At 73.1% G+C, this 25,738-nt stretch carries 27 protein-coding genes and 2 pseudogenes; 19 read left to right on the top strand and 10 right to left on the bottom strand.

Annotation, left to right across the window (positions count from 1 at the left end; all coding sequences use genetic code 11):
• Positions 1-462: 462 nt before the first annotated feature.
• Positions 463-630 (top strand): hypothetical protein, encoded by a 168-nt coding sequence (locus tag ACFZCP_RS08765; RefSeq protein ID WP_391425357.1) that lies wholly within the window; start codon positions 463-465, stop codon positions 628-630.
• Between the two features lie 385 nt (positions 631-1,015).
• On the opposite strand, the gene ACFZCP_RS08770 is transcribed toward ACFZCP_RS08765, so the two are convergent.
• Positions 1,016-2,065: an acyl-CoA dehydrogenase family protein gene (locus tag ACFZCP_RS08770; protein WP_391425358.1), complete on the bottom strand. Its 1,050-nt coding sequence runs from the start codon at positions 2,063-2,065 to the stop codon at positions 1,016-1,018.
• Between the two features lie 158 nt (positions 2,066-2,223).
• Between ACFZCP_RS08770 and ACFZCP_RS08775 the strand changes: the two genes are divergently transcribed.
• The 8 genes from ACFZCP_RS08775 to ACFZCP_RS08810 all read left to right on the top strand — a co-directional run bounded on the left by ACFZCP_RS08775 (position 2,224) and on the right by ACFZCP_RS08810 (position 9,199).
• Entirely contained in the window at positions 2,224-2,574 is a 351-nt protein-coding gene (locus tag ACFZCP_RS08775) for a YciI family protein (RefSeq protein WP_391425359.1), read from the top strand.
• Entirely contained in the window at positions 2,574-3,776 is a 1,203-nt protein-coding gene (locus ACFZCP_RS08780) for a sigma-70 family RNA polymerase sigma factor (RefSeq protein WP_391425361.1), read from the top strand. The genes ACFZCP_RS08775 and ACFZCP_RS08780 overlap by 1 nt, the downstream gene beginning before the upstream one ends.
• A gap of 122 nt (positions 3,777-3,898) precedes the next feature.
• Entirely contained in the window at positions 3,899-5,221 is a 1,323-nt protein-coding gene (locus tag ACFZCP_RS08785) for an aldehyde dehydrogenase family protein (RefSeq protein ID WP_391425363.1), read from the top strand.
• Between the two features lie 37 nt (positions 5,222-5,258).
• Positions 5,259-6,164 (top strand): aldo/keto reductase, encoded by a 906-nt coding sequence (locus ACFZCP_RS08790; protein WP_391425366.1) that lies wholly within the window; start codon positions 5,259-5,261, stop codon positions 6,162-6,164.
• A 102-nt stretch (positions 6,165-6,266) separates the two neighbouring features.
• Entirely contained in the window at positions 6,267-6,635 is a 369-nt protein-coding gene (locus ACFZCP_RS08795) for a BlaI/MecI/CopY family transcriptional regulator (RefSeq protein WP_391425368.1), read from the top strand.
• Complete coding sequence (locus tag ACFZCP_RS08800) at positions 6,635-7,564, top strand: M48 family metalloprotease (RefSeq protein ID WP_362695709.1); 930 nt, start codon at positions 6,635-6,637, stop codon at positions 7,562-7,564. The genes ACFZCP_RS08795 and ACFZCP_RS08800 overlap by 1 nt, the downstream gene beginning before the upstream one ends.
• 108 nt (positions 7,565-7,672) lie before the next feature.
• A complete protein-coding gene (locus tag ACFZCP_RS08805) occupies positions 7,673-8,065 on the top strand; it encodes a VOC family protein (RefSeq protein ID WP_362695711.1) in 393 nt (130 codons plus the stop codon).
• A 63-nt stretch (positions 8,066-8,128) separates the two neighbouring features.
• On the top strand, positions 8,129-9,199 hold the full coding sequence (locus ACFZCP_RS08810; RefSeq protein ID WP_391425370.1) for an adenosine deaminase: 1,071 nt from the start codon (positions 8,129-8,131) through the stop codon (positions 9,197-9,199).
• On the opposite strand, the gene ACFZCP_RS08815 is transcribed toward ACFZCP_RS08810, so the two are convergent.
• The 3 genes from ACFZCP_RS08815 to ACFZCP_RS08825 form a co-directional block, all read right to left on the bottom strand.
• Complete coding sequence (locus ACFZCP_RS08815; protein ID WP_362695715.1) at positions 9,181-9,696, bottom strand: DUF664 domain-containing protein; 516 nt, start codon at positions 9,694-9,696, stop codon at positions 9,181-9,183. The two genes, ACFZCP_RS08810 and ACFZCP_RS08815, sit on opposite strands and share 19 nt — an antisense overlap.
• Positions 9,697-9,767: 71 nt before the next feature.
• Complete coding sequence (locus tag ACFZCP_RS08820; RefSeq protein ID WP_391425372.1) at positions 9,768-11,291, bottom strand: carotenoid oxygenase family protein; 1,524 nt, start codon at positions 11,289-11,291, stop codon at positions 9,768-9,770.
• Positions 11,292-11,358: 67 nt separating this feature from the next.
• A complete protein-coding gene (locus tag ACFZCP_RS08825; RefSeq protein ID WP_391425374.1) occupies positions 11,359-12,273 on the bottom strand; it encodes a LysR substrate-binding domain-containing protein in 915 nt (304 codons plus the stop codon).
• A gap of 111 nt (positions 12,274-12,384) precedes the next feature.
• On the opposite strand from ACFZCP_RS08825, the gene mgrA reads away from it, so the two are divergent.
• Positions 12,385-13,377, top strand: coding sequence for an L-glyceraldehyde 3-phosphate reductase (gene mgrA / locus ACFZCP_RS08830; protein ID WP_391425375.1), 993 nt, complete (start codon positions 12,385-12,387; stop codon positions 13,375-13,377).
• Between the two features lie 130 nt (positions 13,378-13,507).
• Here the strand turns inward: mgrA and ACFZCP_RS08835 are convergent, their stop codons facing one another.
• Positions 13,508-14,518: an oxidoreductase gene (locus tag ACFZCP_RS08835; protein WP_391425377.1), complete on the bottom strand. Its 1,011-nt coding sequence runs from the start codon at positions 14,516-14,518 to the stop codon at positions 13,508-13,510.
• A 73-nt stretch (positions 14,519-14,591) separates the two neighbouring features.
• On the opposite strand from ACFZCP_RS08835, the gene ACFZCP_RS08840 reads away from it, so the two are divergent.
• On the top strand, positions 14,592-15,509 hold the full coding sequence (locus tag ACFZCP_RS08840) for a cupin domain-containing protein (protein WP_391425379.1): 918 nt from the start codon (positions 14,592-14,594) through the stop codon (positions 15,507-15,509).
• Here ACFZCP_RS08840 and ACFZCP_RS08845 read toward each other — a convergent pair.
• Both ACFZCP_RS08845 and ACFZCP_RS08850 read right to left on the bottom strand, forming a co-directional pair.
• Complete coding sequence (locus tag ACFZCP_RS08845) at positions 15,499-15,744, bottom strand: DUF1905 domain-containing protein (RefSeq protein ID WP_391425518.1); 246 nt, start codon at positions 15,742-15,744, stop codon at positions 15,499-15,501. The genes ACFZCP_RS08840 and ACFZCP_RS08845 overlap by 11 nt on opposite strands.
• Before the next feature lie 233 nt (positions 15,745-15,977).
• Positions 15,978-16,358 carry a nuclear transport factor 2 family protein gene (locus ACFZCP_RS08850; protein WP_391425381.1) on the bottom strand — a complete coding sequence of 127 codons (381 nt, stop codon included), beginning with the start codon at positions 16,356-16,358 and terminating at the stop codon, positions 15,978-15,980.
• A 314-nt stretch (positions 16,359-16,672) separates the two neighbouring features.
• Between ACFZCP_RS08850 and ACFZCP_RS08855 the strand changes: the two genes are divergently transcribed.
• The 5 genes and pseudogenes from ACFZCP_RS08855 to ACFZCP_RS08875 all read left to right on the top strand — a co-directional run bounded on the left by ACFZCP_RS08855 (position 16,673) and on the right by ACFZCP_RS08875 (position 21,054).
• Positions 16,673-17,083: a hypothetical protein gene (locus ACFZCP_RS08855; protein ID WP_362695859.1), complete on the top strand. Its 411-nt coding sequence runs from the start codon at positions 16,673-16,675 to the stop codon at positions 17,081-17,083.
• A gap of 85 nt (positions 17,084-17,168) precedes the next feature.
• Positions 17,169-19,514, top strand: coding sequence for an FHA domain-containing protein (locus ACFZCP_RS08860; RefSeq protein ID WP_391425383.1), 2,346 nt, complete (start codon positions 17,169-17,171; stop codon positions 19,512-19,514).
• An 8-nt stretch (positions 19,515-19,522) separates the two neighbouring features.
• Positions 19,523-19,681, top strand: a complete 159-nt coding sequence (locus ACFZCP_RS08865) for a hypothetical protein (protein WP_391425384.1) — start codon at positions 19,523-19,525, stop codon at positions 19,679-19,681.
• A 161-nt stretch (positions 19,682-19,842) separates the two neighbouring features.
• Entirely contained in the window at positions 19,843-20,079 is a 237-nt protein-coding gene (locus tag ACFZCP_RS08870; protein WP_391425386.1) for a hypothetical protein, read from the top strand.
• Positions 20,079-21,054 (top strand): annotated as a pseudogene (locus tag ACFZCP_RS08875) (serine/threonine-protein kinase). The gene ACFZCP_RS08870 and the pseudogene ACFZCP_RS08875 overlap by 1 nt, the downstream one beginning before the upstream one ends.
• Here the strand turns inward: ACFZCP_RS08875 and ACFZCP_RS08880 are convergent.
• Complete coding sequence (locus tag ACFZCP_RS08880) at positions 21,051-22,340, bottom strand: streptophobe family protein (protein ID WP_391425387.1); 1,290 nt, start codon at positions 22,338-22,340, stop codon at positions 21,051-21,053. The pseudogene ACFZCP_RS08875 and the gene ACFZCP_RS08880 overlap by 4 nt on opposite strands.
• Positions 22,341-22,976: 636 nt before the next feature.
• On the opposite strand from ACFZCP_RS08880, the pseudogene ACFZCP_RS08885 reads away from it, so the two are divergent.
• Both ACFZCP_RS08885 and ACFZCP_RS08890 read left to right on the top strand, forming a co-directional pair.
• Positions 22,977-23,105, top strand: a pseudogene (locus tag ACFZCP_RS08885) (DUF6777 domain-containing protein); the annotation flags it as partial.
• Positions 23,093-23,497, top strand: coding sequence for a DUF6777 domain-containing protein (locus ACFZCP_RS08890; RefSeq protein ID WP_391425520.1), 405 nt, complete (start codon positions 23,093-23,095; stop codon positions 23,495-23,497). The pseudogene ACFZCP_RS08885 and the gene ACFZCP_RS08890, both read left to right, overlap by 13 nt.
• Here ACFZCP_RS08890 and ACFZCP_RS08895 read toward each other — a convergent pair.
• Positions 23,481-23,996 carry a hypothetical protein gene (locus ACFZCP_RS08895; RefSeq protein WP_391425388.1) on the bottom strand — a complete coding sequence of 172 codons (516 nt, stop codon included), beginning with the start codon at positions 23,994-23,996 and terminating at the stop codon, positions 23,481-23,483. The two genes, ACFZCP_RS08890 and ACFZCP_RS08895, sit on opposite strands and share 17 nt — an antisense overlap.
• Before the next feature lie 92 nt (positions 23,997-24,088).
• Between ACFZCP_RS08895 and ACFZCP_RS08900 the strand changes: the two genes are divergently transcribed.
• Positions 24,089-24,541: an ATP-binding protein gene (locus ACFZCP_RS08900; RefSeq protein WP_391425390.1), complete on the top strand. Its 453-nt coding sequence runs from the start codon at positions 24,089-24,091 to the stop codon at positions 24,539-24,541.
• 184 nt (positions 24,542-24,725) lie between these two features.
• Here ACFZCP_RS08900 and ACFZCP_RS08905 read toward each other — a convergent pair whose 3' ends face one another.
• The gene (locus ACFZCP_RS08905; protein ID WP_391425392.1) at positions 24,726-25,613 is read right to left on the bottom strand and encodes a SigB/SigF/SigG family RNA polymerase sigma factor; all 888 of its coding nucleotides are present in this window, start codon (positions 25,611-25,613) and stop codon (positions 24,726-24,728) included.
• Positions 25,614-25,738: the final 125 nt, after the last annotated feature.

The following is a 25,738-nucleotide window of genomic DNA, read 5'->3' on the forward strand; positions in this document are numbered from 1 at the left end:
TGCGGCAGCCACCGTCGGTCGCTCCACCACCCCTGCTGCCGATGCCGGCCGCTCCGCACCCCGGCGGCCCACGGCGGTCGCTCCACCACCCCGGCTGCCGATGCCGGCCGCTCCGGCACCCCGGCGGCCCACGGCGGTCGCTCCGGCACTCCGGCTGCCGATGTCGGCCGCTCCGGCACCGCGGCGACCCACGGCGATCGCCCCGGCACCCGGGCCCGTGCCGGCTGCTCCGGTACCCCGGCGGCCCGTGCCGGCCGCTTCGGAACCCCTGCCGACGAGGCCGCTCCACGCGTGGCCGCAGGCGAGCCCTGCCCGGAACGGCGGGGCGGCCTGTGGCGCGCCCGCCCCGCCGTTCCGGGCCTGGGCGAACCGGTTGGACATGAGTGCACGAGTCCGGGGCAGACGGGACGTACGGGCCGCCCGCGGTCCGCTCGGCCCTCGACGCAGGAGGTGTCTGCTGTCATGAGCGCGAAGGTGTTGGAGCGGTTCCCCGCCGGGGCGCCGCGCGGGTCGTGGCCCGCGGAGGAGTACGCGGCCGCGCGCCGCGCCGAGGGGGAACCCGCGACCGTGGTCATGGACCTGAAGGCGGACGCCTTCCTGGTCGTGGTGCCGGTCCCGGAAGAGGGCTGACCGCGCCGAGCGGCCGCGCACGTCGAGGGCGACCGAGGCTGCCGTGGGCCGTGCCCCCTGCCGGCGTCGTCCGCCCGAGCCGGGCCCGGGCGCACGGCCTCGGCCAGGAGGGGTTGGGGCAGGCGACGTACCGGTTCGGTGAGGGCGTACTGTCCCGGCCGGCCGCGCAGGGCCCGTGGTGGCACCCGGTCGGCCGAACGGCCGCGCCCCCTGCCCAGGTGCCGTCCGCCGGCCGATCTCAGGCGCCGCTCACTGACTGAGCCACGCCGCTCACCGAGTGATGGCAGGTGCCGTTCACCGGCTGAGCCCGGGTGCTGTTCACCAGTCTCAGGTTCCGTTCGCCGAGTGAGCCCGGTTCCGTTCGCCGGCCGAGCCCCGGCATCGTTCACGTGCGGGGTGCCGGCTGCCCGGCCAGCGCCCGCAGATGCGCCCGCCGCGTCTGGGCCGTCTGTCCCTGGACCAACAGGAAGAGTCCCTCGCGGGCGAGCCGTTGGGCGCGGCCGGTCAGGGTCATCGCGCGGCCGCCGCCGGCCACCACCGCGGCGGTGGTCGCCTGACCGAGCACCTCGTACGCCTGCGCCCGTACGGCCAGCCGCTCCTCGGTCCGCGCCGGCGACTGCGGCGTGTCGGCCAGTGCGTAGGCCCGGCGGCGCACGTCGCGGAGGCGGGCACGCAGCGGGTCGGCGAACTCCTCGTCGAGCAGGGACAGAGCCGCCTGAGCGATGCCGAAGACCGCCGGGCCGACGTTCAGCGTCCTGGCCCGGTCGCCGGGTGCCCACTGCTCGTACGGCAGCCGCCGGGCCACCGCCTCCTCGGGCACCCGCAGGCCGTCCAGCTCCAGCGAGACCGTACGGGAGGCCGTGAGCGCCGTGAGGCGCATCGGCGGCGAGGCCCGCAGCCCCGGCTGGTCCCGTGCCTCGGTGAAGGCGAACAGCACCTCGCCCGCGTCGGTCACCCCGGCCAGCAGCATCACGTCGTTCAGGCCCCACCCGGTGTACCAGGGGACGGTCCCGTCGAAGCGCCATCCGTCGCCCTCCCGCCGGACCCGCACCGGCACGCGCGGGTACGAGCGCAGGTGCGCGTACGCCACCCCGGACAGCAGTTCCCCGCGCGACAGCGGCCCCAGCAGCCGCTCCCGCACGGGCAGTTCACTCTGGGCCAGCGTCTGCACCGGCGTGTGGTGCTGCGTCTGCACGAACCATGTCGAGCAGCAGGCCCCTGCCAGGATCTCCGCGGTCTCCCGCAGCACGGCGGGCGGCGCACCGGAGCCGCCGTACGCGACGGGGGCGACCACGCCCAGCAGCCCGGACCGCTTCACCGCCTCGACATGGCTCGCGGGGACGCCCTCCTGGTCCACCCGACCGGCCTGCGGGAGGAGCAGTTCGTCGGCGAGCCGCCGGGCACGGGCGACAAGCGGATGTGCGGTGTCGGTCATGCCGGCGATTCTTGCGAAGTCCGCCGCCGGATATTTCTTCCGGAAGCGCGGCGCGCGGTGTCGATTCCGCCCCCCGCCGTTCGTGTAGGAGGTGACAGGCACCCCGGACCCGGGGAAGACGCCCGGCAGGACACCGGGCAGACACCGAGGAGAACGTCATGAAGCACTACCTGCTCAGCGTGGTCCAGCCGGCCGACGGACAGCCGCCCGCCCCCGACGCGCTCGCCGCGATCATGCGCGACGTCGAGGCCTTCAACGACGAACTGCGCGCGGCCGGCGCCTGGGTCTTCGCCGGCGGACTGCACGGCCCGGAGACCGCCACCGTGCTCCGCCCCGACAAGGGCGACGTCCTCGTCACCGACGGGCCCTTCGCCGAGGGCAAGGAGTACCTGGGCGGACTCTGCCTGATCCGGGCCGCCGACCTGGACGAGGCCCTGGAGTGGGGCCGCAAGGCGGCCCTGGCGACCACCCTGCCCATCGAGGTTCGGCCCTTCGTGGACCAGCACTGATGGCCGATGCCCCGGACACCGAGGCCGTCTTCCGCGCCGAGTACGGGCGCGCGGTCTCCGTCCTCACCCGCTTCCTCGGCGACATCGACCTCGCCGAGGAAGCGGTGCAGGACGCCTTCGCCACCGCCGTACGCACCTGGCCGGAGGCCGGCGTGCCGCCGAGCCCGGCCGGCTGGATCATCACCACTGCGCGCAACCGGGCCGTCGACCGGCTGCGCCGCGAGTCCACCCGTGACGCCCGACACGCCGAGGCCGCCCTGCTGCATGCGCCCGACGCACCGCCCGAGGAGGGCCCCGTGCGCGACGACCGGCTCCGCCTGATCTTCACCTGCTGTCACCCGGCGCTCGCCCCGCAGTCCCGGGTCGCCCTCACCCTGCGTCTGCTCGGCGGTCTGAGCACCGCCCGGATCGCCCGCGCCTTCCTGGTCCCCGAGCCCACCCTCGCCCAGCGCCTGGTACGGGCCAAGGCCAAGATCCGCGACGCGGGCATCCCGTACCGCGTACCCCGCGACGCGGACCTGCCCGACCGGCTCGGCGGTGTCCTCGCCGTGATCTACCTGATCTTCAACGAGGGCTACACCGGCGATCCCGCCCTGTGCACGGAGGCGGTACGGCTCGGCCGGCTGCTGGCCGAGCTGATGCCGGACGAACCCGAGGCCGTCGGCCTGCTCGCCCTGATGCTGCTGATCGAGGCCCGCCGGCCGGCCCGGCTGGACGTCGGGGGCACCCTGGTGCCGCTGCCCGAGCAGAACCGCGCCCGGTGGGACCGCGAGCTGATCGCCGAGGGCCAGGACCTGGTCCGCCGCCTCCTGCGCCGCGGCCGGCCGGGGCCGTACCAGATCCAGGCCGCGATCAACGCCGTGCACAGCGACGCACCGACCGCTGCCGCCACCGACTGGGGGCAGATCCTGCGCCTGTACGACCAGCTGATGGCTCTCGCCCCGACGCCGGTCGTCGCGCTCAACCGGGCGGTCGCCGTCGCGGAGGTCGAAGGTCCCGCGAAGGCACTGGGCCTGGTGGACGCCCTCGACCTGACCCGCTACCACGTCCTGCACGCCGTACGCGCCGACCTGCTGCGCCGCCTGGGCCGGTTCGAGGAGGCGACGGGGGAGTACGGCAAGGCCGCCGAACACGCCGAGAGCGCGGCCGAGCGGGCCTGGCTGGACCGGCGCCGACGGGAACTCGAACACCGGGCGACGTGACCCTCGTCACCGGCGCGCGCCGGCGGAATGCATGAGGGCACGTGGAAGGTTGGCATTTACATCTGACTGTTCGAGAACCTACGCCCGGGCCGACCCGCCCGTGCCCCACCAGCGAGGCACCCGTGACCCACCCCACCCCCGAGCAGCCCGCCGACGTCGTCGCCCGGCTGCGCGCCACCTTCCGCACCGGCCGCACCAAGCCGGTCGAGTGGCGCACCGGCCAGCTGCGGCGCCTGCGCGCCATGCTCACGGAGAAGGGCGCCGACCTCGCCGCCGCCCTCCACGCCGACCTGGGCAAGAGCAGCACCGAGGCCTACCGCACGGAGATCGACTTCACCGTCCGGGAGATCGACCACACCCTCGACCACCTGCACGAGTGGCTGCGCCCGGAGCCCGCGCCCGTCCCGGCGCACCTCGGCAGCGACGCCACGGCCTGGACGCAGTACGACCCCCTGGGCGTCGTCCTCGTCATCGCCCCCTGGAACTATCCCGCCCAGCTCCTGCTCGCTCCCATGGTCGGCGCGCTGGCCTCGGGCAACGCGGTCGTGGCCAAGCCGAGCGAACTGGCCCCGGCCACCTCGGCCGCCCTGGCCCGGCTCATCCCCGCCTACCTGGACACCGACGCGGTCGCCGTCGTCGAGGGCGGCGTCCCGGAGACCACGGCCCTGCTCGCCGAGCGCTTCGACCACATCTTCTACACCGGCAACGGCACCGTCGGCCGCATCGTGATGCGCGCCGCGGCCGAGCACCTCACCCCGGTCGCCCTCGAACTGGGCGGCAAGTCCCCGGTGTTCGTCGACCGGGGCACCGACCTCGACGTGGTCGCCGACCGGCTGGCGCGCGGCAAGTTCCTCAACGCGGGCCAGACCTGTGTCGCACCCGACTACGTCCTCACCGACCCGGAGACCGCCGCCGCCCTGGAGTCCGCGCTGGTCCGCGCCGTCGAAGCCCTCTTCGGCCCCGACCCGGCGACCTCGCCCGAGTACGGCCGGATCGTCAACGAGCGTCACTTCGACCGGCTCCTTGCTCTGCTCGGCTCGGGCCGGGTGGCGGTCGGCGGCGGCAGCGAACGCGGGTCCAGGTACATCGCGCCGACCGTGCTCGCGGACGTCGACCCGGCCTCGCCCGTGATGCAGGAGGAGATCTTCGGCCCCGTCCTGCCCATCGTCACCGTGCCCGGTGCGGACGAGGCGATCGGCTTCATCAACGACCGCGACAAGCCGCTTGCGCTGTACGTCTTCAGCGAGTCCGAGCAGATCCGCGGGCGCTTCGCCGCCGAGACCTCCTCCGGCGGCCTCGGCCACGGCCTCCCACTCGCCCACCTCACCGTCTCCGACCTGCCCTTCGGCGGCGTGGGGGAGAGCGGCACGGGCAGCTACCACGGGCGCTACTCGATCGAGACGTTCAGCCACCGCAAGGCCGTGCTGGCCAAGCCGCTCGGCTGAGGAGACGGTTCCGGGGCAGGCGTGCGAGACTCCGCCGATGACCGCTGAAACGATCACCGCGCACGCCTCCGGCACCTTCAGGCTGGGCGACCTGCCCGTCCGCCGCATCGGCTTCGGTGCCATGCGGCTGACGGGCAGCGCCGCCTTCCATCTGGGCACCGCCAGCGACCGTGCACGCTCGATCGCCGTCCTGCGCCGGGCCATGGAACTCGGTGTGAACCACATCGACACGGCCGCCTTCTACTTCTCCTCCCTGCGTTCCGCCAACGAACTCATCAACACCGCCCTCGCGCCGTACGCCGACGACCTGGTCATCGTCACCAAGGTCGGCCCCTTCCGCGACTACTACGGCGAGTGGGGCTCCTCGGCCCGCCCCGACCAGCTGCGGGGCCACGTCGAGGAGAATCTGCGCCAGCTCGGCCGGGACCACCTGGACGTCGTCAACTTCCGGCGGCAGAACCAGGACTCCATCGCCGAGCACTTCGGGGCCCTCGCCGAGCTGCGGGAGGCGGGGCTGATCCGGCATCTCGGCGTCTCCGGCGTCCAGCCGCGCCACCTCGCCGAGGCGCTGGACATCGCCCCGGTCGTGTGTGTGCAGAATCGGTTCGCACTCGACCGCGCCGATGCCGTCGACGACGAGATGCTGCGCATCTGCGGTGAACGCGGCATCGCGTTCACGCCCTTCTACGCCGTCGCCGGCGAGGCCGGGCCACAGGCCGCGGCCGACACCCATGACGACGAGGTGCTCGCCATCGCCCGCGCGCACGGCGTGAGCCCCGCACAGATCCGTATCGCCTGGACCCTCCACCAGGGCCCGCACGTCCTCTCCATCCCCGGCACCGGCAACCCGGACCACCTGGCCGAGAACGTCGCCGCCGGCGCCCTGCGGCTGACCCGGGAGGAACTGTCCCGACTGGACGCGCTGCACACCACGACCGGCTGACGGCTCGCGGGGCGGGGCCCGCGCCCCGCCCGGCGCCCGGCTGACTACAATCGTGTAGGCAGTCTGCAGGACTGCCACGAAGACGGGGTGAGGAACCTTCCCATGACCGAGGCCAAGGACGAACGCCGGCCGGCCGGTGAACTCGAAGCGAGCGTCATGGCCGCCCTCTGGGCCGCCGCGGCGCCCCGGACGGCCGGCCAGGTCCAGCAGAGCCTCGGCGCGGACCTCGCACGCACCACGGTGACGACGATCCTCACCCGCCTGCACGACAAGGGCATGGTCGAGCGGCAGCGCCAGGGCCGCGGCTACGCCTACTTCCCGCTCCAGGACGCCCAGGGCCTCACCGCCCGCCGGATGCACAGCGAACTCGACCGGGACAGCGACCGCGAAACCGTCCTCGCCCGCTTCGTCGCCCAGCTCAGCCCGGACGACGAGCGCATCCTGCGAGACCTCCTCGAATCCGACGAGTGATGACCGCACTGCTCCTGCTGCCGCTGCTGCTGCCGTTCGCCCTCCCGGCACTGGCCCGGCGCGCCCTGGACCGGCTCGTCCCGGCCGCAGCGCTGTGGGCGATCACCGTCAGTGCGGTCGTCCTCGCGGGCTGCTCCCTGGCCGCGCTCGGCTCGTTCGTCCTGACCGGCCTGCTCAAGGTGCCCGTGTTCGCCGCCCTCGGTGAACTGATCCACCCCCTGCACACCGCCTCCGACCTCGTCGTCCTCCCGGCCGCCGCGACCTCCGTCGGCGCCCTCGCCGTGTGCGGCTGGACCCTCGTCCGCTCGGTCCTGCGTCAGACCCGCGCGTTCCGGGTCGCCCGCACCGAAGCCGGGCGCGGACCCGCAGCGGGCGACCTGTGTGTCGTGGACTCGCCGCGCCCCGACGCGTACGCATTGCCGGGCCGCCCGCACCGCATCGTCGTCACCACCGCGATGCTGCGCAGCCTCGACGGCCCGGAGCGCGAGGCGCTGTTCGCGCACGAGCGGGCGCACAACGAGGGCGGTCACCACTACTTCCTCGCCGCGGCCGAACTCGCGGCACACTGCCACCCCGCCCTGCGTCCGGTCCGCGAGACCATCCGCCTCGCCGCCGAGCGCGCCGCCGACGAGGCCGCGGCCGCGAGCGTCGGCGACCGTCGCCTGACCGCCCGCGCCATAGCCAGGGCCGCCCTCGCCGGCCAGGCCGTGCGAGCCGAGCGTCCCGACTTCGCCGCCGCCGCGACGACGGGCCCCGTCCCGCAGCGCGTCCAGGCCCTTCTGGCGGCGCCCCGGTGCGCGCACCGCACCGGCAGGCGCGTCGCCGCTCTCCTGCTCGCCTGCACCGCCGTCTCCTGCGTCGCCTCCGTGACCGGGATGGCCGACTTCCACCACCGGGTCGAGGTCGCCCAGGGCGACGAAAAGCCCTGATCAACGGGGCTTGCGGCACGGCCGGACCCGTCCATGCCACAAGTGACTGGCGTCCGCGAAGTTTTACGTATAACCTCACCCGCTAACCACCCCCACCGGAAGGCCCCGATGCGACGCGTTGCCCTGGTCACCCTCGTCGTGGACGACTACGACGAGGCCATCCGCTTCTACACCGAGGCCCTCGGATTCCGGCTGGCCGAGGACGAGTCCCGGCCGGACGGCTCCCGCTGGGTCGTCGTGGAGCCGGACGCCGAGGCCCGGGGCACCGGCCTGCTGCTCGCCCGCGCCAAGGGCGAGGACCAGCGCACCCGGATCGGGGACCAGACCGGCGGGCGGGTCGGGTTCTTCCTGCACACCGACGACTTCGCCCGCGACCACGCCCGTATGACGGCCGCCGGCGTGACCTTCCTGGAGGAGCCGCGCCACGAGCCGTACGGCACAGTGGCCGTCTTCCAGGACCTCTACGGCAACCGCTGGGACCTGCTCCAGCCCGCCGGCTGAGCTTCCTCCCGCTCCACGCTTCTCCCGCCGCTTCGAACCACCTGCTCAAGGAAAGACCCCGCCATGACTGCTACGCGCGTAGACGCCGAAGTGATCCGCCGCCTGCCCAAGGCCGTCCTGCACGACCACCTGGACGGCGGTCTGCGTCCCGCCACGGTCGTCGAGCTCGCGGCCGCGGTCGGCCACACCCTGCCCACCACCGACCCCGACGAGCTGGCCGCCTGGTACTACGAGGCCGCCAACTCCGGCGACCTGGTCCGCTACATAGCCACCTTCGAGCACACCCTCGCCGTCATGCAGAACCGCGAGGGCCTGCTGCGCGTCGCCGAGGAGTACGTCCTGGACCTCGCCGCCGACGGCGTCGTCTACGCCGAGGTGCGCTACGCCCCCGAGCTGAACACCCGGGGCGGGCTCACGCTGAACGAGGTCGTGGAGACCGTCCAGGAGGGCCTCGCCGCCGGCATGGCCAAGGCCGCCGCCGCGGGCACCCCCCTCCGGGTCGGCACCCTGCTGTGCGGGATGCGCATGTTCGACCGGGTCCGCGAGGCCGCCGACCTGGCGGTCGCCTACCGCGACGCCGGTGTCGTCGGCTTCGACATCGCCGGTGCCGAGGACGGCTTCCCGCCCGCCGACCACCTCGACGCCTTCGAGCACCTGCGCCGCGAGAGCGTGCCCTTCACCATCCACGCCGGCGAGGCGCACGGCCTGCCCAGCATCCACCAGGCCCTGCAGGTGTGCGGCGCCCAGCGCATCGGCCACGGCGTGCGCCTGACCGAGGACATCGTCGACGGCAAGCTCGGCCGCCTGGCCGGCTGGGTGCGCGACCGCCGCATCGCCCTGGAGATGTGCCCGACGTCCAACCTCCAGACGGGCTGCGCCACCTCCATCGCCGAGCACCCCATCACCGCCCTGAAGGACATGGGCTTCCGGGTCACCCTCAACACCGACAACCGTCTGGTCTCCGGGACGACGATGACCCGGGAGATGTCCCTGCTGGTCGAGGAGGCGGGCTGGACCGTCGAGGACCTGCGCACGGTCACGGTGAACGCCGTCAAGAGCGCGTTCATCCCGTTCGACGAGCGCAAGGCCCTCATCGAGGACGTGGTCCTGCCGGGTTACGCGGCCGCGCTCTGAAGCAGCCCCCTGAGGTAGGCGGCCTGTCCGACGTGCTGAAGGTCGTCGGACAGGACGCTCACCAGGCGGACGCCGAGCGTGACCGGGGGATCCCAGCGCTCGTCCACGGTCCGTTCGAGATCCTTGGCGGCGAGGGAGCGCAGGGCGCCGAGGGTCTGCTCGTGCACGGCGTCGTAGTACCCGGTCAGCAGCTCGGCGGACTCGGGCCGGACCTTGGCGACCTTCGCGGGAGTGTGTCCGTAGCCGGTGTCGTGGCGGGGCAGGTCGAGGCCGAAGCGCTTCTCCCAGCCCTGGGACAGCCACACCTGGTCGAGGTCGAAGGCGTCGGCGATGTGGTCGTCCTGCACCCGGGTGAGGTGCCAGACCAGCCAGGCGATGGAGTTGGCGTCGGGGTCCGCGCGGAAGTACAGCCCGTCCGGTCCGAGGCCGTCGAGGGCGGCATGGACTTCTTCCTGGATGCGGCCGTAGCCGTCGATGAGGATGTCCTTTGCATGCATGCGTCCACCATCGCGCATCGTGTGCGGTCATGCGTCCGCAATCCGGCTCCCGTGCGTCCGCAGTCCGGATCTCATGCGTCCGCGACCCAGCTCCCGTGGAAGCCGAGCGGCACCCGCCCCGGCAGGTGAACCCGCGCCACCGGCTCGCCGCCGAAGTCCTGTGCGGCAAGGATCACGAGGTCGGCGGCGCCCCGGTCGGGGTCGTGGACGTAGGCGAGCGTGTATCCGTCGTCCTCGGCCGCCTTCCCGCCGCCCTCGGCCACCTTCCCGCCGTGCGGATCGCGCGGTACGAACACCGCCTCGCCTGCCGCCGCGTGACGGGGCAGCCGGTGCACCTCGGTCGTGCCGCGGAGCAGGTCGTGCTTGAAGAGCGCGTCGGAGAAGGCCCGGTCCGGCGGGTTGCCGCCGGCGGGGGTCAGGTACGCGAGCACCATGTCGGCGGCCGCGGCCGAGTAGCCGTACCGGTGGCGGCGGGAGACCAACGCCTCGTTGACCCGCGGGAACTCCTGCGGCCGGTCGTCCAGGACCCGCTGCCGTACGTGCCCGTGGCGCAGGTCGACCGTCCAGCGTTCGAGCTTCGCCGTGCCTGCGTCGTAGGGGCCGTCGGAGCCGGGCCCGGCTACCTGGAACGGCGCCGGATAGGTCGTCAGGTCGACGACCACGGACGAGCCCTCGTCGTAGGCGTTGAGGGTGTGCGAGTAGAAGACCGGGTCGATGCCGAACCAGCGCACCGGTCCGCCGGTCCGCCGCATGACTCCCACCCGGGTGGGGTGTTCGCGGTTCCAGACGTACGGCACCGGCGCGCCGCGTCCGGCGGCCGCCGGGTCGAAGGTGACCGGGAGGTCGAAGACGACGACGTGCTTCTCGGTGAGCGCGAAGTCGTGCATCATCGGCGCGTCCGCCACCGGGATCCGGGTCGTGCGGCACACGCGTCCGGCGGGGTCCACGACCAGGTGCCGGACGTGGTCCCAGGCCGGGTAGTAGGCGATCGCATGGAGCTCCCCGGCGTGCGCGTCGTACTTGGTGTGGGCGGTGAACGCCCCCTCCAGAGTGCCCCGGAAGTCGTGGGTGCCCACCGTGTTCAGCTCGCCGTCCAGTTCGTACGGCAGCGGACCGCTCTCCTGCAGGGCGAGGATCCGCCCCCGGTAGGGGATCACGTGCGTGTTGCAGGCGAAGTCGTCCGGCGGCACCGGCCCCGGGCGGGGTTCGCCGAGCTTCTTCGCCACCTGGGAGGACCGCACCCACCGGTTGCGGTACCACTCCGCCCTCCCGTCGCGCAGCCGTACCCCGTGCACCATGCCGTCCCCGAGCATCCAGTGGTGTGCTCGGGGGTCCTCCAGGCCGAGGACGTTGGGGCCGTTGCGCAGGAAGCGTCCGTTCAGCTCGCGCGGGATGCGGCCGGTGACCGGCAGGTCGAAGGCCGTCAGCTCCTCGGTCACCGGAGCGAACGCCCCCTCCAGAAAGGGAAAGCGACGTTCCGCCCCGGCTCCTGCCGGCAGGGCCGAGGCCTGCTGTCCCGCCGTGCCGGCGAGCGCGCCCGCCGCGGCGAGCCCGGCCGCGCCCCGCAGTACCGTCCGCCGTGTGTGCTCTGCCATCGTCCGTACTCCTGATCGCCGTCGCGGTGACTGACGGTCATGAGTCTGCGGCGGACGAGGGCCGGAATCAGGAGGCCTGAGGCCCGTCCTGGGGTGGTGCCAACCCCCCTGTTTCGAGGAGTGTCACCAGCGCGCGGGCGGCGGGGCTGGTGGCCCGCTCCGGCGGCAGCAGGGCCACGGTCTCGTACTCCGCCTCGCCCGTGCCCTTCAGCGGGAGCGTCGTGAGCGAGGGCCGCTTGTGCCGGAAGTGCCGGGGTACGACGGCGACACCGAGGTTCTCGTCGACGAGGTCGAGCAGGCTGTGGACGTCGTTGACCTCCAGGGAGACCGTGCGCCGGACGCCGACGGCGGCGAAGGCGGCGTCGGTGGCGCGGCGCGGACCCCAGTCCGGGTGGAAGTCCACGAAGATCTCCCCGGCCAGGTCCGGCGGCGAGAGCACCGCGTCCGCCGACGCCAGCCGGTGGCCCGGGTGGCACAGGACGGTCATCGGCTCGCTGGTCAGCGGGACCGAGCGCAGCTGGTCGCTGTCCTCCCGGGTGCGGTAGGCGAAGGCCAGGTCCAGCCGCCCGGCCGCGACCTCCTCGGCCAGGGCGCCCGAACCCGCCTGGCGCAGCCGGATCTCCACGTCCGGATGGCACCGCCGGAACGCGGCCAGCAGACGGGCCACGTGCACCCCGGCGATGCACTGCTCGGTGCCGAGCGCCAGCGTGCCGCGCAGCACGCCCTGCACCGCGGCCACCGCCTCGTGCGCCGAGCGCACCTGCGCGAGGATCCGCTCGGCCTCCACCAGCAGCGCGCGCCCCGCCTCGGTGAGCGTCACCCGACGGGTCGTGCGCACGAAGAGCGGCGCCCGCAGCTCCCGCTCCAGGGCCCGGATCGACGCCGACAGGCCGGACTGGGACACCATCAGGCGCTCGGCCGCCCGGGTGAAGTGCTGGTCCTCGGCGACCGCGACGAAGTGCTGAAGGTGACGCAGTTCCATGATTGAGAAGCCTAGCCGCACAATTCCATCGGATTCTCCTGTTGGACCGCTGCGTGCGGCGCGCGCGAGAGTGGCACCGGTAGATCGTGTGCCAACCCCTCTGGAGTCGCGTTGTACACCGCACACCCCGACCGCTACGCCGACATGCCCTACCGGCGCACCGGACGCAGCGGCCTCAAGCTCCCCGCACTGTCGCTCGGCCTCTGGCACAACTTCGGGCCCGACCGGCCCGTCGAGACCCAGCGCGCCATCCTGCGCCGCGCCTTCGACCTCGGCATCACCCACTTCGACCTGGCCAACAACTACGGCCCGCCGCCCGGCGCCGCCGAGTCCGCGCTCGGCGAGGCCCTGAGGGCCGACCTCGCGCCGTACCGCGACGAGCTGGTCATCTCGACGAAGGCCGGCTACCTGATGTGGCCCGGCCCGTACGGCGAATGGGGCTCGCGCAAGTACCTGCTGTCCTCGCTCGACCAGAGCCTGAAGCGGATGGGCCTGGACCACGTCGACATCTTCTACTCGCACCGCCCCGACCCGGACACTCCGCTGGAGGAGACGATGGGCGCCCTGCACACCGCGGTCCAGCAGGGCAAGGCGCTCTACGTCGGCGTCTCCAACTACTCGGCGCAGCAGACCCGTGAGGCCGCCCGCATTCTCGGTGAGCTGGGCACCCCGCTCCTCATCCACCAGCCGCGCTACTCGATGCTCGACCGGCGCCCCGAGGACGAGGGCCTGCTCGATGCCCTGGACGAACTGCAGGCCGGCTCGATCGTGTACTCCCCGCTGGAGCAGGGCCTGCTCACCGGCCGCTACCTCGACGGCATCCCGGAGGACTCCCGGGCCGCGAGCGACAGCCCCTTCCTGAACTCGGACGCGGTCACCGCGGACCTGGTCGGCCGGCTGCGCGCCCTGGACGAGATCGCCACGTCCCGCGGCCAGACCCTGGCCCAGCTGGCCCTGGCCTGGGTGCTGCGCGGCGGCCGGGTCACCTCCGCCCTCGTCGGCGCCAGCAGCCCGCGGCAGATCGAGGACAGCGTCGGCGCCATCCGTAACCTGGACTTCGAGGACGAGGAGCTGGCGCGGATCGACGCGATCGTGAAGGGCTGAGCGCGCCGGTCCCCTCCGGGGTGGGTGCCGGGCGGTGCGCCGTGGGTCAGGCAGTGAGCCGTTCGCCGTCGGTCAGGCCGTGTGCCGTGCGCTGATCTCGGTCGGGCCGTGAGCCGTGCGCGGACCCCGGTCACGCCGTGAGTCGTTCGCTGACCTCCCAGAGGCGGGCCGCCGCCTTGGGGTCGACGGCATACGGCAGCACGCCCGCAAGCCCCGGGTCCGCCCGCCACCCGGCCTCGTCCTCGGCGGCCACCACCGGGCTGATGTCGCAGTTCTCGCAGTAGACGCCGCCGAGCCCGTCGAGCTGTGGACTGGTGGCGCACCACACGCCGGTGGCCGCTCCCTGCCCGACGGTCTTCTGCTGCCGGGCGGGGTCGCGCAGCGGGCGGCCCTGCTCGTCGAGGGCACCGGCCGCCCGCAGGGCTTCCTCGGAGAGGTGCTTGGAGAGACCGGTGTCGATGATCTGGCCGGGATGCACGGCGAAGGCCCGTACCCCCTCCGCCCGGCCGCGCCGGTCCAGTTCGACGGCGAAGAGCGCGTTGGCGGTCTTCGACTGGCCGTAGGCGAGGAAGGGCTCGTAGGCCCGGCGCTCGAAGTGCAGGTCGTCGAAGACGACGGGGGAGAAGCGGATGCCCCGCGAGGACAACGCGACCACGCGCGCACCGTGGGCCGCGACCAGGGCGGGCCACAGCCGCTCCACGAGCCGGAAGTGGCCGAGGTGGTTCGTGGCGAACTGCGCCTCATGACCGCGGGCGTCCCGGGTCAGGGGCGTCGCCATGATCCCGGCGCTGTTCACCAGGATGTGCAGCGGCCGCCCGGAGGCCAGGAACCTCTGCGCGAAGGCGTCGACGGACGCCGGGTCCATCAGGTCCATCGGCTCGACCCGGACGCCGTCGATCTTCTTCAGAGCACCGCGGGCCCGCTCCGGGTCCCTGGCCGGTACGACGACCTCGGCGCCCGCGGCCCGCAGGACGCGGCTCGTCTCCAGGCCGATGCCCGAGTAGCCGCCGGTGACGATCGCGACCCTGCCGGTCAGGTCGATGCCCTCGATCACGTCCTCGGCGGTGGACGCGGCGCCGAAGCCGGAGTGCAGGGGCCGGTGGGGGGTGGTCATGGTGGGTGTCTCCTCGCTCTGAGCCATGAGACCACCGTAGAGACGCCGTTCCGGACGATGAATGCTTGAGGATGCGCACTACTTGCGCGATAGTCCGAGCATGTCCACCGATCCTCTCTCCGACGCCCTCGCCGTCGCCGACGCGCGCGGGGTCTTCTCCGGCGGTTTCACGGCCGGCGGGCGCTGGGCGATCCGTCTGCGGGGGCGCGACAAGCTCAAGGTGAACGTCCTGGCGCGGGGCGGCTGCCTGCTCGTCGCCGAGGGCCGCGCCGAACCCGTCGCCCTGTCCGAGGGGGACATCGTCGTCTCCGACGGGCAGCGGCCCTACGTCCTGTGCAGCGAGACCGGGCTGGAGCCGATCGAACCGGCGCAGGTCGCCGTGGACCCGCGCACCCGGATGGGGGCGATCGGCCGGGGAGAGGAGGTGGTGTGCGTCTCCGGGCACATCGACCTCAGCCGGGACAGCGGTGACCTGCTGCGCCGGGCCCTGCCCGGGCTGATGCACGTGCGGTCCTCCGCGGCCGAGGCTCCCGTGCTGCGCTGGCTCACCTCGCAGCTGATGCGGGAGATGGCCGCCGGCCGGGCCGGTTCCGCGTTCTCCTCGGACCATCTGGCCCAGTTGATGTTCGTCCAGGTGCTGCGGGCCTGCCTCGGCGAGGCCGGAGGATTGCCGGCCGGCTGGCTGCGGGCGCTGGCGGACGAGCGGCTGGCCCCCGCCCTGCGCCTGATGCACGCCGCCCCGGCACACCCCTGGCAGCTGGAGGAACTCGCGCGGGCCGCCGCGATGTCCCGGACCACGTTCGCCGTGCGCTTCAAGGAGGCCGCCGGGGTGCCGCCCCTCACCTACCTGCACCACTGGCGCATGAGCCTGGCCGCCCGCGCGCTCAGGCAGGACTCCACCCCGGTGGCGGCCCTGGCCCGCTCGGTCGGCTACACCTCCGAGAGCGCCTTCAGCAACGCCTTCAAACGCACCGTCGGCGTCGGGCCCCGCCGCTACCGGGAGACGGTCACGAGCTGAGCCGCTCCTCGAGGCGCACCGTCACCGTGTCGCCCTCGCCCCTGCCGCTGGCCGTGCGCACCTCGGCCTTCACGGGCAGCTCGTGCGCGCCGTCGGCCGGCGCCATGAACGACCTGCGGAAAGAACGGCCCTCGACGGTGCCCCGGATCTTCACCGGTCCGCGGCCGCCGAAGAATTCCGCGAACCGCGGCCGGATCCCCTGCGTCCAGCCGCCTTTCCCCGGGTATTTGTGCAGGGCTGCGGCGAATTCCTCGTCCGCTTTCCGCGCGGTGCCCGTCCCGCTTTCCCGGTGTTCGTGTTCATGTTCGTCTTCGGATTCGGATTCGGCTTCGGATTACGGCCCGTGCCTGCGGCTTTCATGACGGTCTCCGCTCGCGGTGATCCTTCTGCGGGCCGCCCGTGGATCCGTGTCCCGGGCCTTTCCCCCGCCTGAGCGCCGCGAGCGGGAAGAGTCATCGCCATCCGGCCTCAGGCCCCCGGCAGGCGGTCCAGGAAGCCCAGCACCTGCCGGATGCGGCCCTCGCCGTCCAGCGTGATCACGTCGGACCCGGCGACCGGAGCCGAGTGGTCCGCCTCGTTCACCAGCTCCCAGGAGAACCGCGCGATGTCGTGGTGCCCGTCCACCGCGCCCGAGAGGCGGAACGCGAACCCCGGGAACTGCTCGTGGGCCGCGGCGATCACGGCCGCGATCTGCTCGTGCCCGCGGACGTCGGCGAGCGGGTCGGTGTAGCTGCCGTCCGCGGTCCAGGCCGCGGCCACCGCCTTCGCCAGGGCCTCCGGCTCGGTGGCGTTCCAGGCCTCGAAGTAGCGGGCGACGGAGCTCTCGTAACCTTCGGTGTTCACGGTCATGGCGAATCAGCCTCCATCGAGGTCGTATCTGCTGGTCGGGAACCGGATCCGGGTGTTCGCCGTTCCGGTGTGACCACCATGCCCGTCGAAGGCGAAGCGGGTCGATTACCTCCCGGGTAATGCCAGGGCCCCGCGCTCCCGCGCATTTTTGGCCAGAACGGGTGCTGAATATGCCAAGAGACTGGCCGGAAAGACATGGTGACAGTGTTTCGGGAGTGGCGATACTCGAACGCCAGGGGCACTTCACCGCACAGGACCCGCACGGAGAGCGAGGGCCCGGCCGGCACGTCAGCGATGCGTTCGGGGGAGTGATCGTGCACGACGAATTCCTGTGCCATGTCACCGCGTACGGCACATGCGGCGGGCAGCGTATCGGCGTACCGCTCGGCACCTATCGCGCGCCGACCCTGGCGCTCGCCCTGTGGTGGTTGCGGGACCGGGCGTCCTGGATCGCCGAGCGGCTCGACCCGAGCCCGCAGGACGCCGCCTTTCCGGCGGGCGCGCTCGTCCCGGTCGCGGACTCGGTGGCCGACGTCCCCGCACTGCTGCGCGCCTGGTGCGCCGACGACGGCGGGCAGGAACTGGTCGCGGAGGAACTGGCCGGCGGGCGGCTGGTACGGGTCGCCGCCAGCGACGACACCACCGAGTACGAACTGCTCGCCGAGTCCGTCGACGCGCTGCGCATGCAGCGCACCCTCCCGGCGCTGGTCGTACCCGTCGCCTGACACGCGCCGGAACGGGCACCTCGTGTGCTCCCGGCCGTTCCGCTCAAGCGGGCGCATGGGTGAGCGAATTGGTAGAATTCTGGCCATGGCGGAGCGACCGGTCGCCCCGGCGGCGCCCGAACTCGTCCTGGAGACCGACACGGGCTCCACGGTGATGAGCCCGGGCCACGACTACCACGTCGGGCGTGACCCGCTGAGCGACATCGTCCTCGACGACGCCCGGGTCTCGTGGCACCACGCGGTGCTGCGCTGCGACCACGACCGCTGGACCCTCGAAGACGCACAGAGCACCAACGGCACCTACGCCGACGGCCGTCGCGTCGAGGCGTGGGACGTGGGTCCGGGCAGCGTCATCCGCTTCGGCAACCCCGCCGACGGACCCCGCGCCGTCCTCACCGGGCTTGCCGCCCCCGCCCCCGGCCTCCCCTCGACCGTCTCGCATCCCGAGCTGACCGGCACCTACCGCCGACCGACCCGGGTACGGCCGCTGCCCATGCGCACCGTCCGCATCGGCCGGGCCGCCGAGAGCGACCTCGTCGTCGACGACCTGACCGTCTCCCGCCACCATGCCGAACTGCACGCCGACGCGGACGGCGGCCACGAGATCATCGACCTCGGCAGCCACAACGGCACCTACCTCAACGGCCGACCCGTCACCCGCGCCCCGGTGGGCCCCGGAGACGTGATCGGCATCGGCCACGTCACGTACTGCCTGGTCGGCGACGAACTCCAGGAGTACGTGGACACCGGCGAGATCTCCCTCGACGTCCAGGACCTCACGGTCGCCGTCGAGCGCGGCGAGAAGATCCTGCTCGACCACGTCTCCTTCCCGGTGGGGGAGAAGTGCCTGCTCGCCGTCGTCGGACCGAGCGGAGCCGGCAAGTCCACGCTGCTGAACGCCCTGACCGGACAGCGGCCCGCCGACCAAGGCAGCGTCCTGTACGACGGCCGCGACCTGTACCGCGACTACGCCGAACTGCGTCGGCGCATCGGCCTGGTCCCGCAGGACGACATCCTGCACCCCCAGCTCACCGTGCGCGCCGCCCTCTCCTACGCCGCCGAACTGCGCTTCCCCGAGGACACGGAGAAGACCGAACGGCAGGCCCGGGTGGAGGAGGTGATCCGGGAACTGGGTCTCGGACAACGGGCCGGACAGCCCGTGCACGTGCTCTCCGGAGGCCAGCGCAAACGGGTCAGCGTCGCCATGGAACTTCTCACCAAGCCGTCACTGCTCTTCCTCGACGAGCCGACCTCCGGCCTCGACCCCGGCATGGAACGCTCCGTGATGCACATGCTGCGCGACCTCGCCGACGACGGACGCACCGTCATCGTGGTCACGCACAATGTCCTCAGCCTCGGCGTCTGCGACCGCCTTCTCGTCCTCGCCCCCGGCGGCCGGATCGCCTTCTACGGCCGGCCCGACGACGCCCTCGCCTTCTTCGGCTTCGAGCAGTGGCCGGAGGCCTTCGAGGCCTTCGACCAGGACCAGGACCGGGACTGGGCGGGGGAGTACCGCGACTCGCCGTTCCACCGGTACTACGTCACCGAGGCCACCACCCAGCCCCGACGCCCGGACTCCGCCCCGGCCGCCCCCGCCCCGGCGCCCCTGCCCCGCCCCCGCAGCCCGGGAGCCCAGCTCGGCACCCTGATCCGCCGCTACACGGCCGTCCTCGCCGCCGACCGCACCTTCCTCGTCGTCATGGTCGCCCTGCCGTTCGTGATGGGCGCCATGGCCCGGGCCCTGGCGGGCAGCAAACTGACCCAGGCCAGCGCCATGAACGCACTGCTCATCCTCTGTGTCGGCGGCGTCCTCACCGGCGCGGCCAACGCGGTGCGCGAACTCGTCAAGGAACGCGCCGTCTACCGGCGCGAACGCGCCGTCGGCCTGTCCAGAGCGGCCTACCTGATGTCCAAGGTCGTGGTGCTCGGCACGGTCACGGTCGCCCAGGCCGTCGTGCTCACCCTGGTCGCGCTGGCCGGCGTCGACCTCGCCGCGCCCGGCGGCAGCGGCGTCGTGCTGCCCGCCCTGGCCGAGATCACCCTCGCCGTCGCCCTGCTGGCGTTCACGGCCATGATGCTCGGCCTGCTGGTGTCGGCCCTGGTGCGCAAGGAGGAGGTGACGATGCCGCTGCTCGTGCTGCTCGCTGTCGTCCAGGTCGTCTTCTGCGGCGCGCTGCTCCCGCTGCACGGCGTGCCCGTCCTCGAAGAGGTCTCCTGGCTGGTGCCCTCCCGCTGGGCGCTCGGCGCCATGGCGGCCACGGTCGGGCTGCCCCGGATCGTGCCGGGCGACCTGACCTCCGACCCCCTGTTCCGGCACTCGGCCGGCGTCTGGCTGCTCAGCCTGGCCATGCTGCCGGTGCTGTCCGCCGTCTACGGCCTGCTGGTCGCCCGGCTGCTGCGCCGGCAGGAGCCCGCCGTGATGCGGAAGTAGGCGCTGCGATGTCGAACCCGACGAACCCGGAGACCGACGCGTTCCGGCCCACGCACGTCGTCCCGCCCCACGGCCTGCCCGTCTGGGAGGCCCCGGACCCCGAGCGGCCCACGGTTCCGCTCGACCCGCTGCTGCCCGTGGAACTGGTGGAACGCAGCGGTGACTGAGGGCACATCCGCTGCGCCAACGGCTGGGCCGCCTGGGTCGACGGCCGGCACCTGGTCGCCGTACCCCAGGACCCACCCGCCACCGAGGCGCGACCACCGCGACCGCCGACCCGCGGCCCCTGCTGGCCGCCGCCAAGGCCCTGGCCGGCTACCGGTCGGCGGTGGAGGATCTGGCGAAGGGCGGCCTGGACGGCCAGACGTTCCAGGACCGTACCCGCGCACTGCGCATCGGGATCGTGGTCGACGGCGAGTGCATGTGGCTGTACGACCCGGACGAGGGCCGCTGGCTGTACGGAGACGGGCGGCACCTGGACACCTATGCCACCGACCGGACGGCGTCCGGCGAGGACGCCGGGCACACCCCCACCCGGTACGTCGCCTCCCAGGGTGAGCCCTGATGGTGCGCCCGGGCGGCCTGTCCCTGACCAGTCCCGCGGAACTGATCGGATGCCAGGTGGCCAACTACCGGGTCGAGAGCGAGATCGGCCGCGGCGGCATGGCCGTCGTCTACCGCGCCCGCGATCTGCGCCTGGACCGCATCGTCGCCCTCAAGCTGCTCGCCCCGGAACTCGCCCGCAACGACACCTTCCGGCAGCGGTTCACCCAGGAGTCCCGGGTGGCCGCCTCGATCGACCACCCGCACATCGTGCCCGTCTTCGAGGCCGGCGAGACGGACGGCGTGCTCTACATCGCCATGCGGTACGTCCCCGGCAGCGATCTGCGCCGTCTCCTGGACGATCACGGACCGCTGCCCTTCGAGGCCGCCGTGCGCATCGCCGCACAGGTGGCCTCCGCGCTCGACGCCGCCCATGAACACGGTCTGGTCCACCGCGACGTCAAGCCCGGCGACGTCCTGGTCGCCCGCGGCACCGACAGCGACCATCCCGAGCACGTCTACCTCACCGACTTCGGCCTGACGAAGAAGTCGCTGTCCCTGACCGGGTTCACCAGCGTCGGCCAGTTCGTCGGCACCCTCGACTACGTGGCACCGGAGCAGATCTCCGGCCGGCCCGTCGACGGCCGCTGCGATGTTTACGGCCTCGCCCTGCGTCGTCTACGAGACCCTGGCCGGGCGCCCGCCCTTCCAGCGCGAGGACGACATGGCCCTGCTGTGGGCCCACCAGTACGACGAACCGCCCCCGCCGAGCGGAGCGCGCCCCGACCTCCCCGCGGCCGTCGACGCCGTCTTCGCCAGGGCCCTCGCCAAGAGCCCGGACAGCCGCTTCGACACCTGCCTCGGGTTCGTCGCCGCGCTGCGCAGCCGCCCGGCCGATGATCCCGGCGACAGCCACCTGGCCCATGAGCCGGACACCGCAGCAACGTCCGGACCGCCCCCACACCCGCCCCGGTGGGCGGGACCCGTCTTCCGCTAGGGCCTCTCGTTCCGTACACCGGGGCGTGCCCGCCCGGCCCACCCTCGCAGCGGCCGGGCCGGCAGTGCGCCCAGGAAGCCGGCGGCCAGGCCCCACAGCGCCCCGAGGCCCACCGCCTGCCACAGCCGGGGCCGGAGGAACACCTCCCCGGACAGACCGCCGCCCAGATCGCCGATGCCGAGCAGGGACAGGCCGTAGTGGGCCGAGATCCGGCACAGCAGGCAGACCATGAACACCGTCAGGGCCAGCGCGACGCCCAGGCGCACGGCGTGCTGCCGGGCCCGGACGCGGGCGGGCGAACGCGTCGCCGCCGCGAGGGCGACGGCCGGCACCAGCACCACCTCCGTGACCAGCAGCCACCACATCCTGCCGTCGTGGGCGGTGAGCGTGCGCAGGTTCAGCGTGGCGACGTCGGGGGTGCGCAGGATCTCGTCCAGCACATGGGGCATCGGCAGTCCGAACGGGCCGTCGACCCGCCCGTGCCAGGTGGCGCCCAGGCCGAGGGTGAGGGCGAGCCAGACCAGGTTGGGCAGGCCGAGCAGGATCAGCGCGAAGGTCTCGGCGGGCCGCCCGCGCGTCGCCGCCACCACCAGGGCGACGACGAGGCCGAGGAACACGTGGGCGAGCAGCAGCACGAGCATGGCATGTGCCGCCGGGCGCACCGACCCGTGACAGCGCAGCAGCCGCCCCGGCAGCGGAGCCGTGGGCGCGACCAGCAGGGCCAGCACCAGCACCCCGGCCAGCCACAGCAGCCCGAAGAGCACGGTCAGCGGCGCGTCGGCGGTGAACCCGATCCTCGGCGCCGCGTCGAACAGGCCGGTGAGATCGCTGAGCGTGCCGTTGCCCACGTCGACGGCGAAGCTCTGGCGGGCGACCAGGGCCAGGACCACGAGCACGCACAGCCACAGCACCGCGATCCGGGCGGCCCAGCCGGCCAGCTCACGGGCCGAGGCGACCGCCCGGTGCCGCAGCGGCCGCAGGAAACCCGAGCCGATCACCAGCGCACCGGCGAGGGTCACCGACAGGGGCAGCACGGTGAGATCCGCCCGGGTCCGTGCCAGCGCACCCGCGTTCCCGGAGAGTTCCAGCGTGCCGCCGACCGCCGCCACGACGGTCGCCGCCACCACCCGGGCGAACGCCCCGTCGGGCAGGTCCGCCGCCCCTGCCGCCCACAGCCCCGGCGCGGCGAGCAGCACCATGACGGCCGGCCCGGTCAGCACCACCGCCGCTGCCTGCGTCCAGCCGTGACGGGCGAGGGGCCGCGGGGCGGCGGTCGGAGGGCTCACCCTGGCCACGCTAGGCAGCGGCCCGGCGGACCGCCCGCCGGGTGGGCCGTCCGCGTCGGCTTGCGAGCCGCACGGGAGCCGAGCACGCAATGGGATCATTGTGGATGAAGTGCGCATGAAGCATGACTTTCGCTGAGACAAGCCGCGCACTGCGACGGGAAGAAGGGCTCGTGAGCGTCGAACCTCCGTCCTCCGGCCACCCGACCGGGCCGCCCTCCGGCCCTCTGTCGGGACCCTCCCGGCCTCCCGCCGGCCCCCCCTCGCCCCCACCGCGCAGCCGCCCCCCTTCGCCCCCACCGGGCGGCGGGCCCCCTTCACGTCCACCGGGCGGCGGACCCCCTTCGCCCCCGCCGGGCGGCCCTTCCGCGGGCGGTCCCGGGGGTCCGCACCCGCCGTGGTGGAAGTCCGCACCCCGAATAGCCGCGCTCAGCGCCCTCGTGGTCGCCGCCGCCGCCGTCGTCGCGGCGCTGGTCCTCACCCGACCCGGGGGCGGCGGATTCCGCCAAGGGCGGCGAGGTCTTCCTGCAGGCCGCCGGCAACACCGGCCCGGACCCCTTCACCGAGTCGACCGCGACGACACGGTCCGCCCCGGCGGCGACGGCCACCCCGTCGATCTCCGCCGCACCCGGCAACGAGGTGCGCGCGGTCCAGGGAGGCGCGGCCGGCCTCTACAGCGGTACCCGGGACAGCCCCAGCTGCGACGTCGAGAAACAGATCAAGGCCCTCCAGGCGGACCCGGCGAAGAACCGCGCATACGCCGCCCAGGCCGGTGTCCGGCCCGCCGCCGTCCCCGCCTACCTGCGCTCGCTCACCCCGGTGACCCTGCGCGTCGCGACACCCGCGTCACCAACCACGGCTGCGACGGCGGCGCCACCAGCTTCCAGTCCGTCCTCCAGGCCGGCACCGCCGTCCTCGTCGACGCGCACGGCGTGCCCCGGGCGCGCTGCATCTGCGGCAATCCGCTGACCCCGCCCGTCGCCCAGCGCGCCACCCCGCGGCTGACAGGAGACCACTGGGCGGCGTACCGGCCCTCGACCACCGTGATGGTGCTGCCCGCGCCGACGACCGTCAACGTCTTCGTGATCTACGACTCCGACCGCGGCGGCTGGTTCCACCGCCACGCGGCGACGACACCGGCCGTCAGGACCAGCCGGTGAAGCCCCCGAAACACCCGGACCCCTGGAACCGGCCGCTGCCCTGCGCGTCCTCGCCGGGTACGACCGGGACGCCGGGCGCCTCCGCGGTGCCCTGCCCGTCGACGTCGGCAGCGAGCAGCCCTTCCACGACCGCGCCCGCGTCGACCTCCTCACCGTCGTCGTCCGCGTCGTCCGGGTCCTCGGCGTCGTCGTCGTCCTTCTCCTCGACCTCCTCGAAGTCCTCGCAGCCTTCGTCGTCCGAGTCCTCGTCCTCTTCTTCTTCCTCCTCGACCTCGCAGTCGCCGTCGTCGAAGACCCCGTCGTCCGAGTCACCGACCTCACAGTCGCCGTCGAAGGAGGACCTCCGGCTCGCCGTCCCCCTCCTCGGAGTCCTCCAGGACGCAGTCCCCGTCCGGTTCCTCCGCGTCCACGGAGTCCGGCGGGCCGACGGCGACCTCCAGCGCCGGGGCGCCGCCGAGCAATGCCTCCTCCGGGGCGTGATCCCGCGCTGTGCGCGCACGGCGAACGCACCGGGGGACTGCCCGGCCCGGCTCGGGGTACGAGGACTGGTGCACCATCGATCGACGGACCCGGCTTCCGAGAGAGACGCGCATGAGCGACCAACTGGGCGGGGCAGTGATACCGACTGGTTTCGACGTACCCGTGGAGCCGCTGCGATGCGCGGCGCACTACACCGGCGAACCCGGATGCATCGCCGAGGCTCGGGCTTTCGCGGCCCGGTTCCTGCAACGGCTGCGGACCGAGTGGTGCGCCGTCATCGACAGCCGGGCCGACGGCGAGCTGCTGCTCGTCGTGAGCGAGCTGGTCACCAATGCCGACCAGCACAGCAGCGGCCCGTACATCCTGGAGCTGGAAGGCACGGACAACGCGGTGACCGTGGCCGTCTACGACAGCAGCGTGGCCCTGCCCCGCCGGTTCCCGAAGAACCCCGAACGCGTCGGCCGGCACGGTCTGGAGATCGTGCACGCGCTCGCCGGCGAAGTGACCGTCGAGCGGGTTCCGGTCGGCAAGCGCGTGTGCGCGCGGCTTCCGCTGCGGGCGTGAGCCTGGAGCCCTGAGCCCCTGTCCGTGCCCTGTCAGTGGCGCCTGAGCCCTACCCGTCGAGGCCCGAGCCCTGTCCGCCGAGGCCTGAGCCCGATTCGCCGAGGCTGGGCGCAACCCGAGCGGGCCCGGCAGCAGGGCCGGGCCTGAGCGGCCCGGGGCCGAGAACGGCCCCGGGCGTGGGCGCTCAGGCGCAGCCGAGTTCGCCCAGCATGCCCCGGCGCAGTCGCGTGATGATCTGCTTGATCAGCCGGGAGACGTGCATCTGCGAGCAGCCGAGCCGTTCCCCGATCTCCGCCTGGGTGGCCTCTTCGACGAACCTCAGGTGGATGATCTCCCGGTCGCGGTCACTCAGCTGAGCCATGAGCGGAGCGAGTGCGTGGAAGTCCTCGACGAGCCGCAGCCCCTCCTCCTCCACGCCGATGAAGTCGGCGAGCACGGCCTCGCCGTCCTCGGGGCCGTCTCCGTTGAGCGCCGCGTCCAGCGACGCGGAGTTGTACCCGTTGGAGGCGAGCTGGCCCTCGACCACCTCGTTCTCGGAGATGTTCATGAGCGTGGCGAGCTCGGCGACCGTCGGGTCCCGGTCCAGCCTGCTGGACAGCTCCTCGCGTGCCTTGGCCAGTTCCACGCGCAGCTCCTGCAGCCGCCGCGGCACGTGCACCGCCCACGTGGTGTCGCGGAAGAACCGCTTGATCTCGCCCATGATGTACGGCAGCGCGAAGGAGGTGAACTCGACCTCGCGCGACAGCTCGAAGCGGTCGATGGCCTTGATCAGACCGATCATGCCGGTCTGGACGACGTCCTCCATGTCGTTCCCGCGGCCCCGGAACCGTCCGGCCGCGAAGCGCACGAGCGACATGTTCATCTCAATGAGGGTGTTGCGCGCGTACTGGTACTCGTGCGTGCCCTCCTCCACCTCGGTGAGCCGCCGGAAGAACTGGCGGGACAGCTCCCGCGCGTCACGCGGCGCGACGGACGCCGGGTCCTCGATGCCAGGCAGTGCTGCCTCGCCCGTCCTGTCCTGCTCGGTCCTGCCAACGACCTCTGCTTCCGACCGGATCCCGGCGGTCCTCATTGCCTCTCCCCTGAACGTGACGCTTCGACGGCTGCCGTTCTCTCTGTGTGTCCGATCCCTGACCGGGACGTTCTCACCGAGTACCCGGCGCCCGGGCTTCCATGCCGGCCCGCTGCGTCGCTCGC

Origin of the sequence: Streptomyces sp. NPDC007971 (genome assembly GCF_042958635.1) — a bacterium.
Lineage (GTDB): Bacteria > Actinomycetota > Actinomycetes > Streptomycetales > Streptomycetaceae > Streptomyces.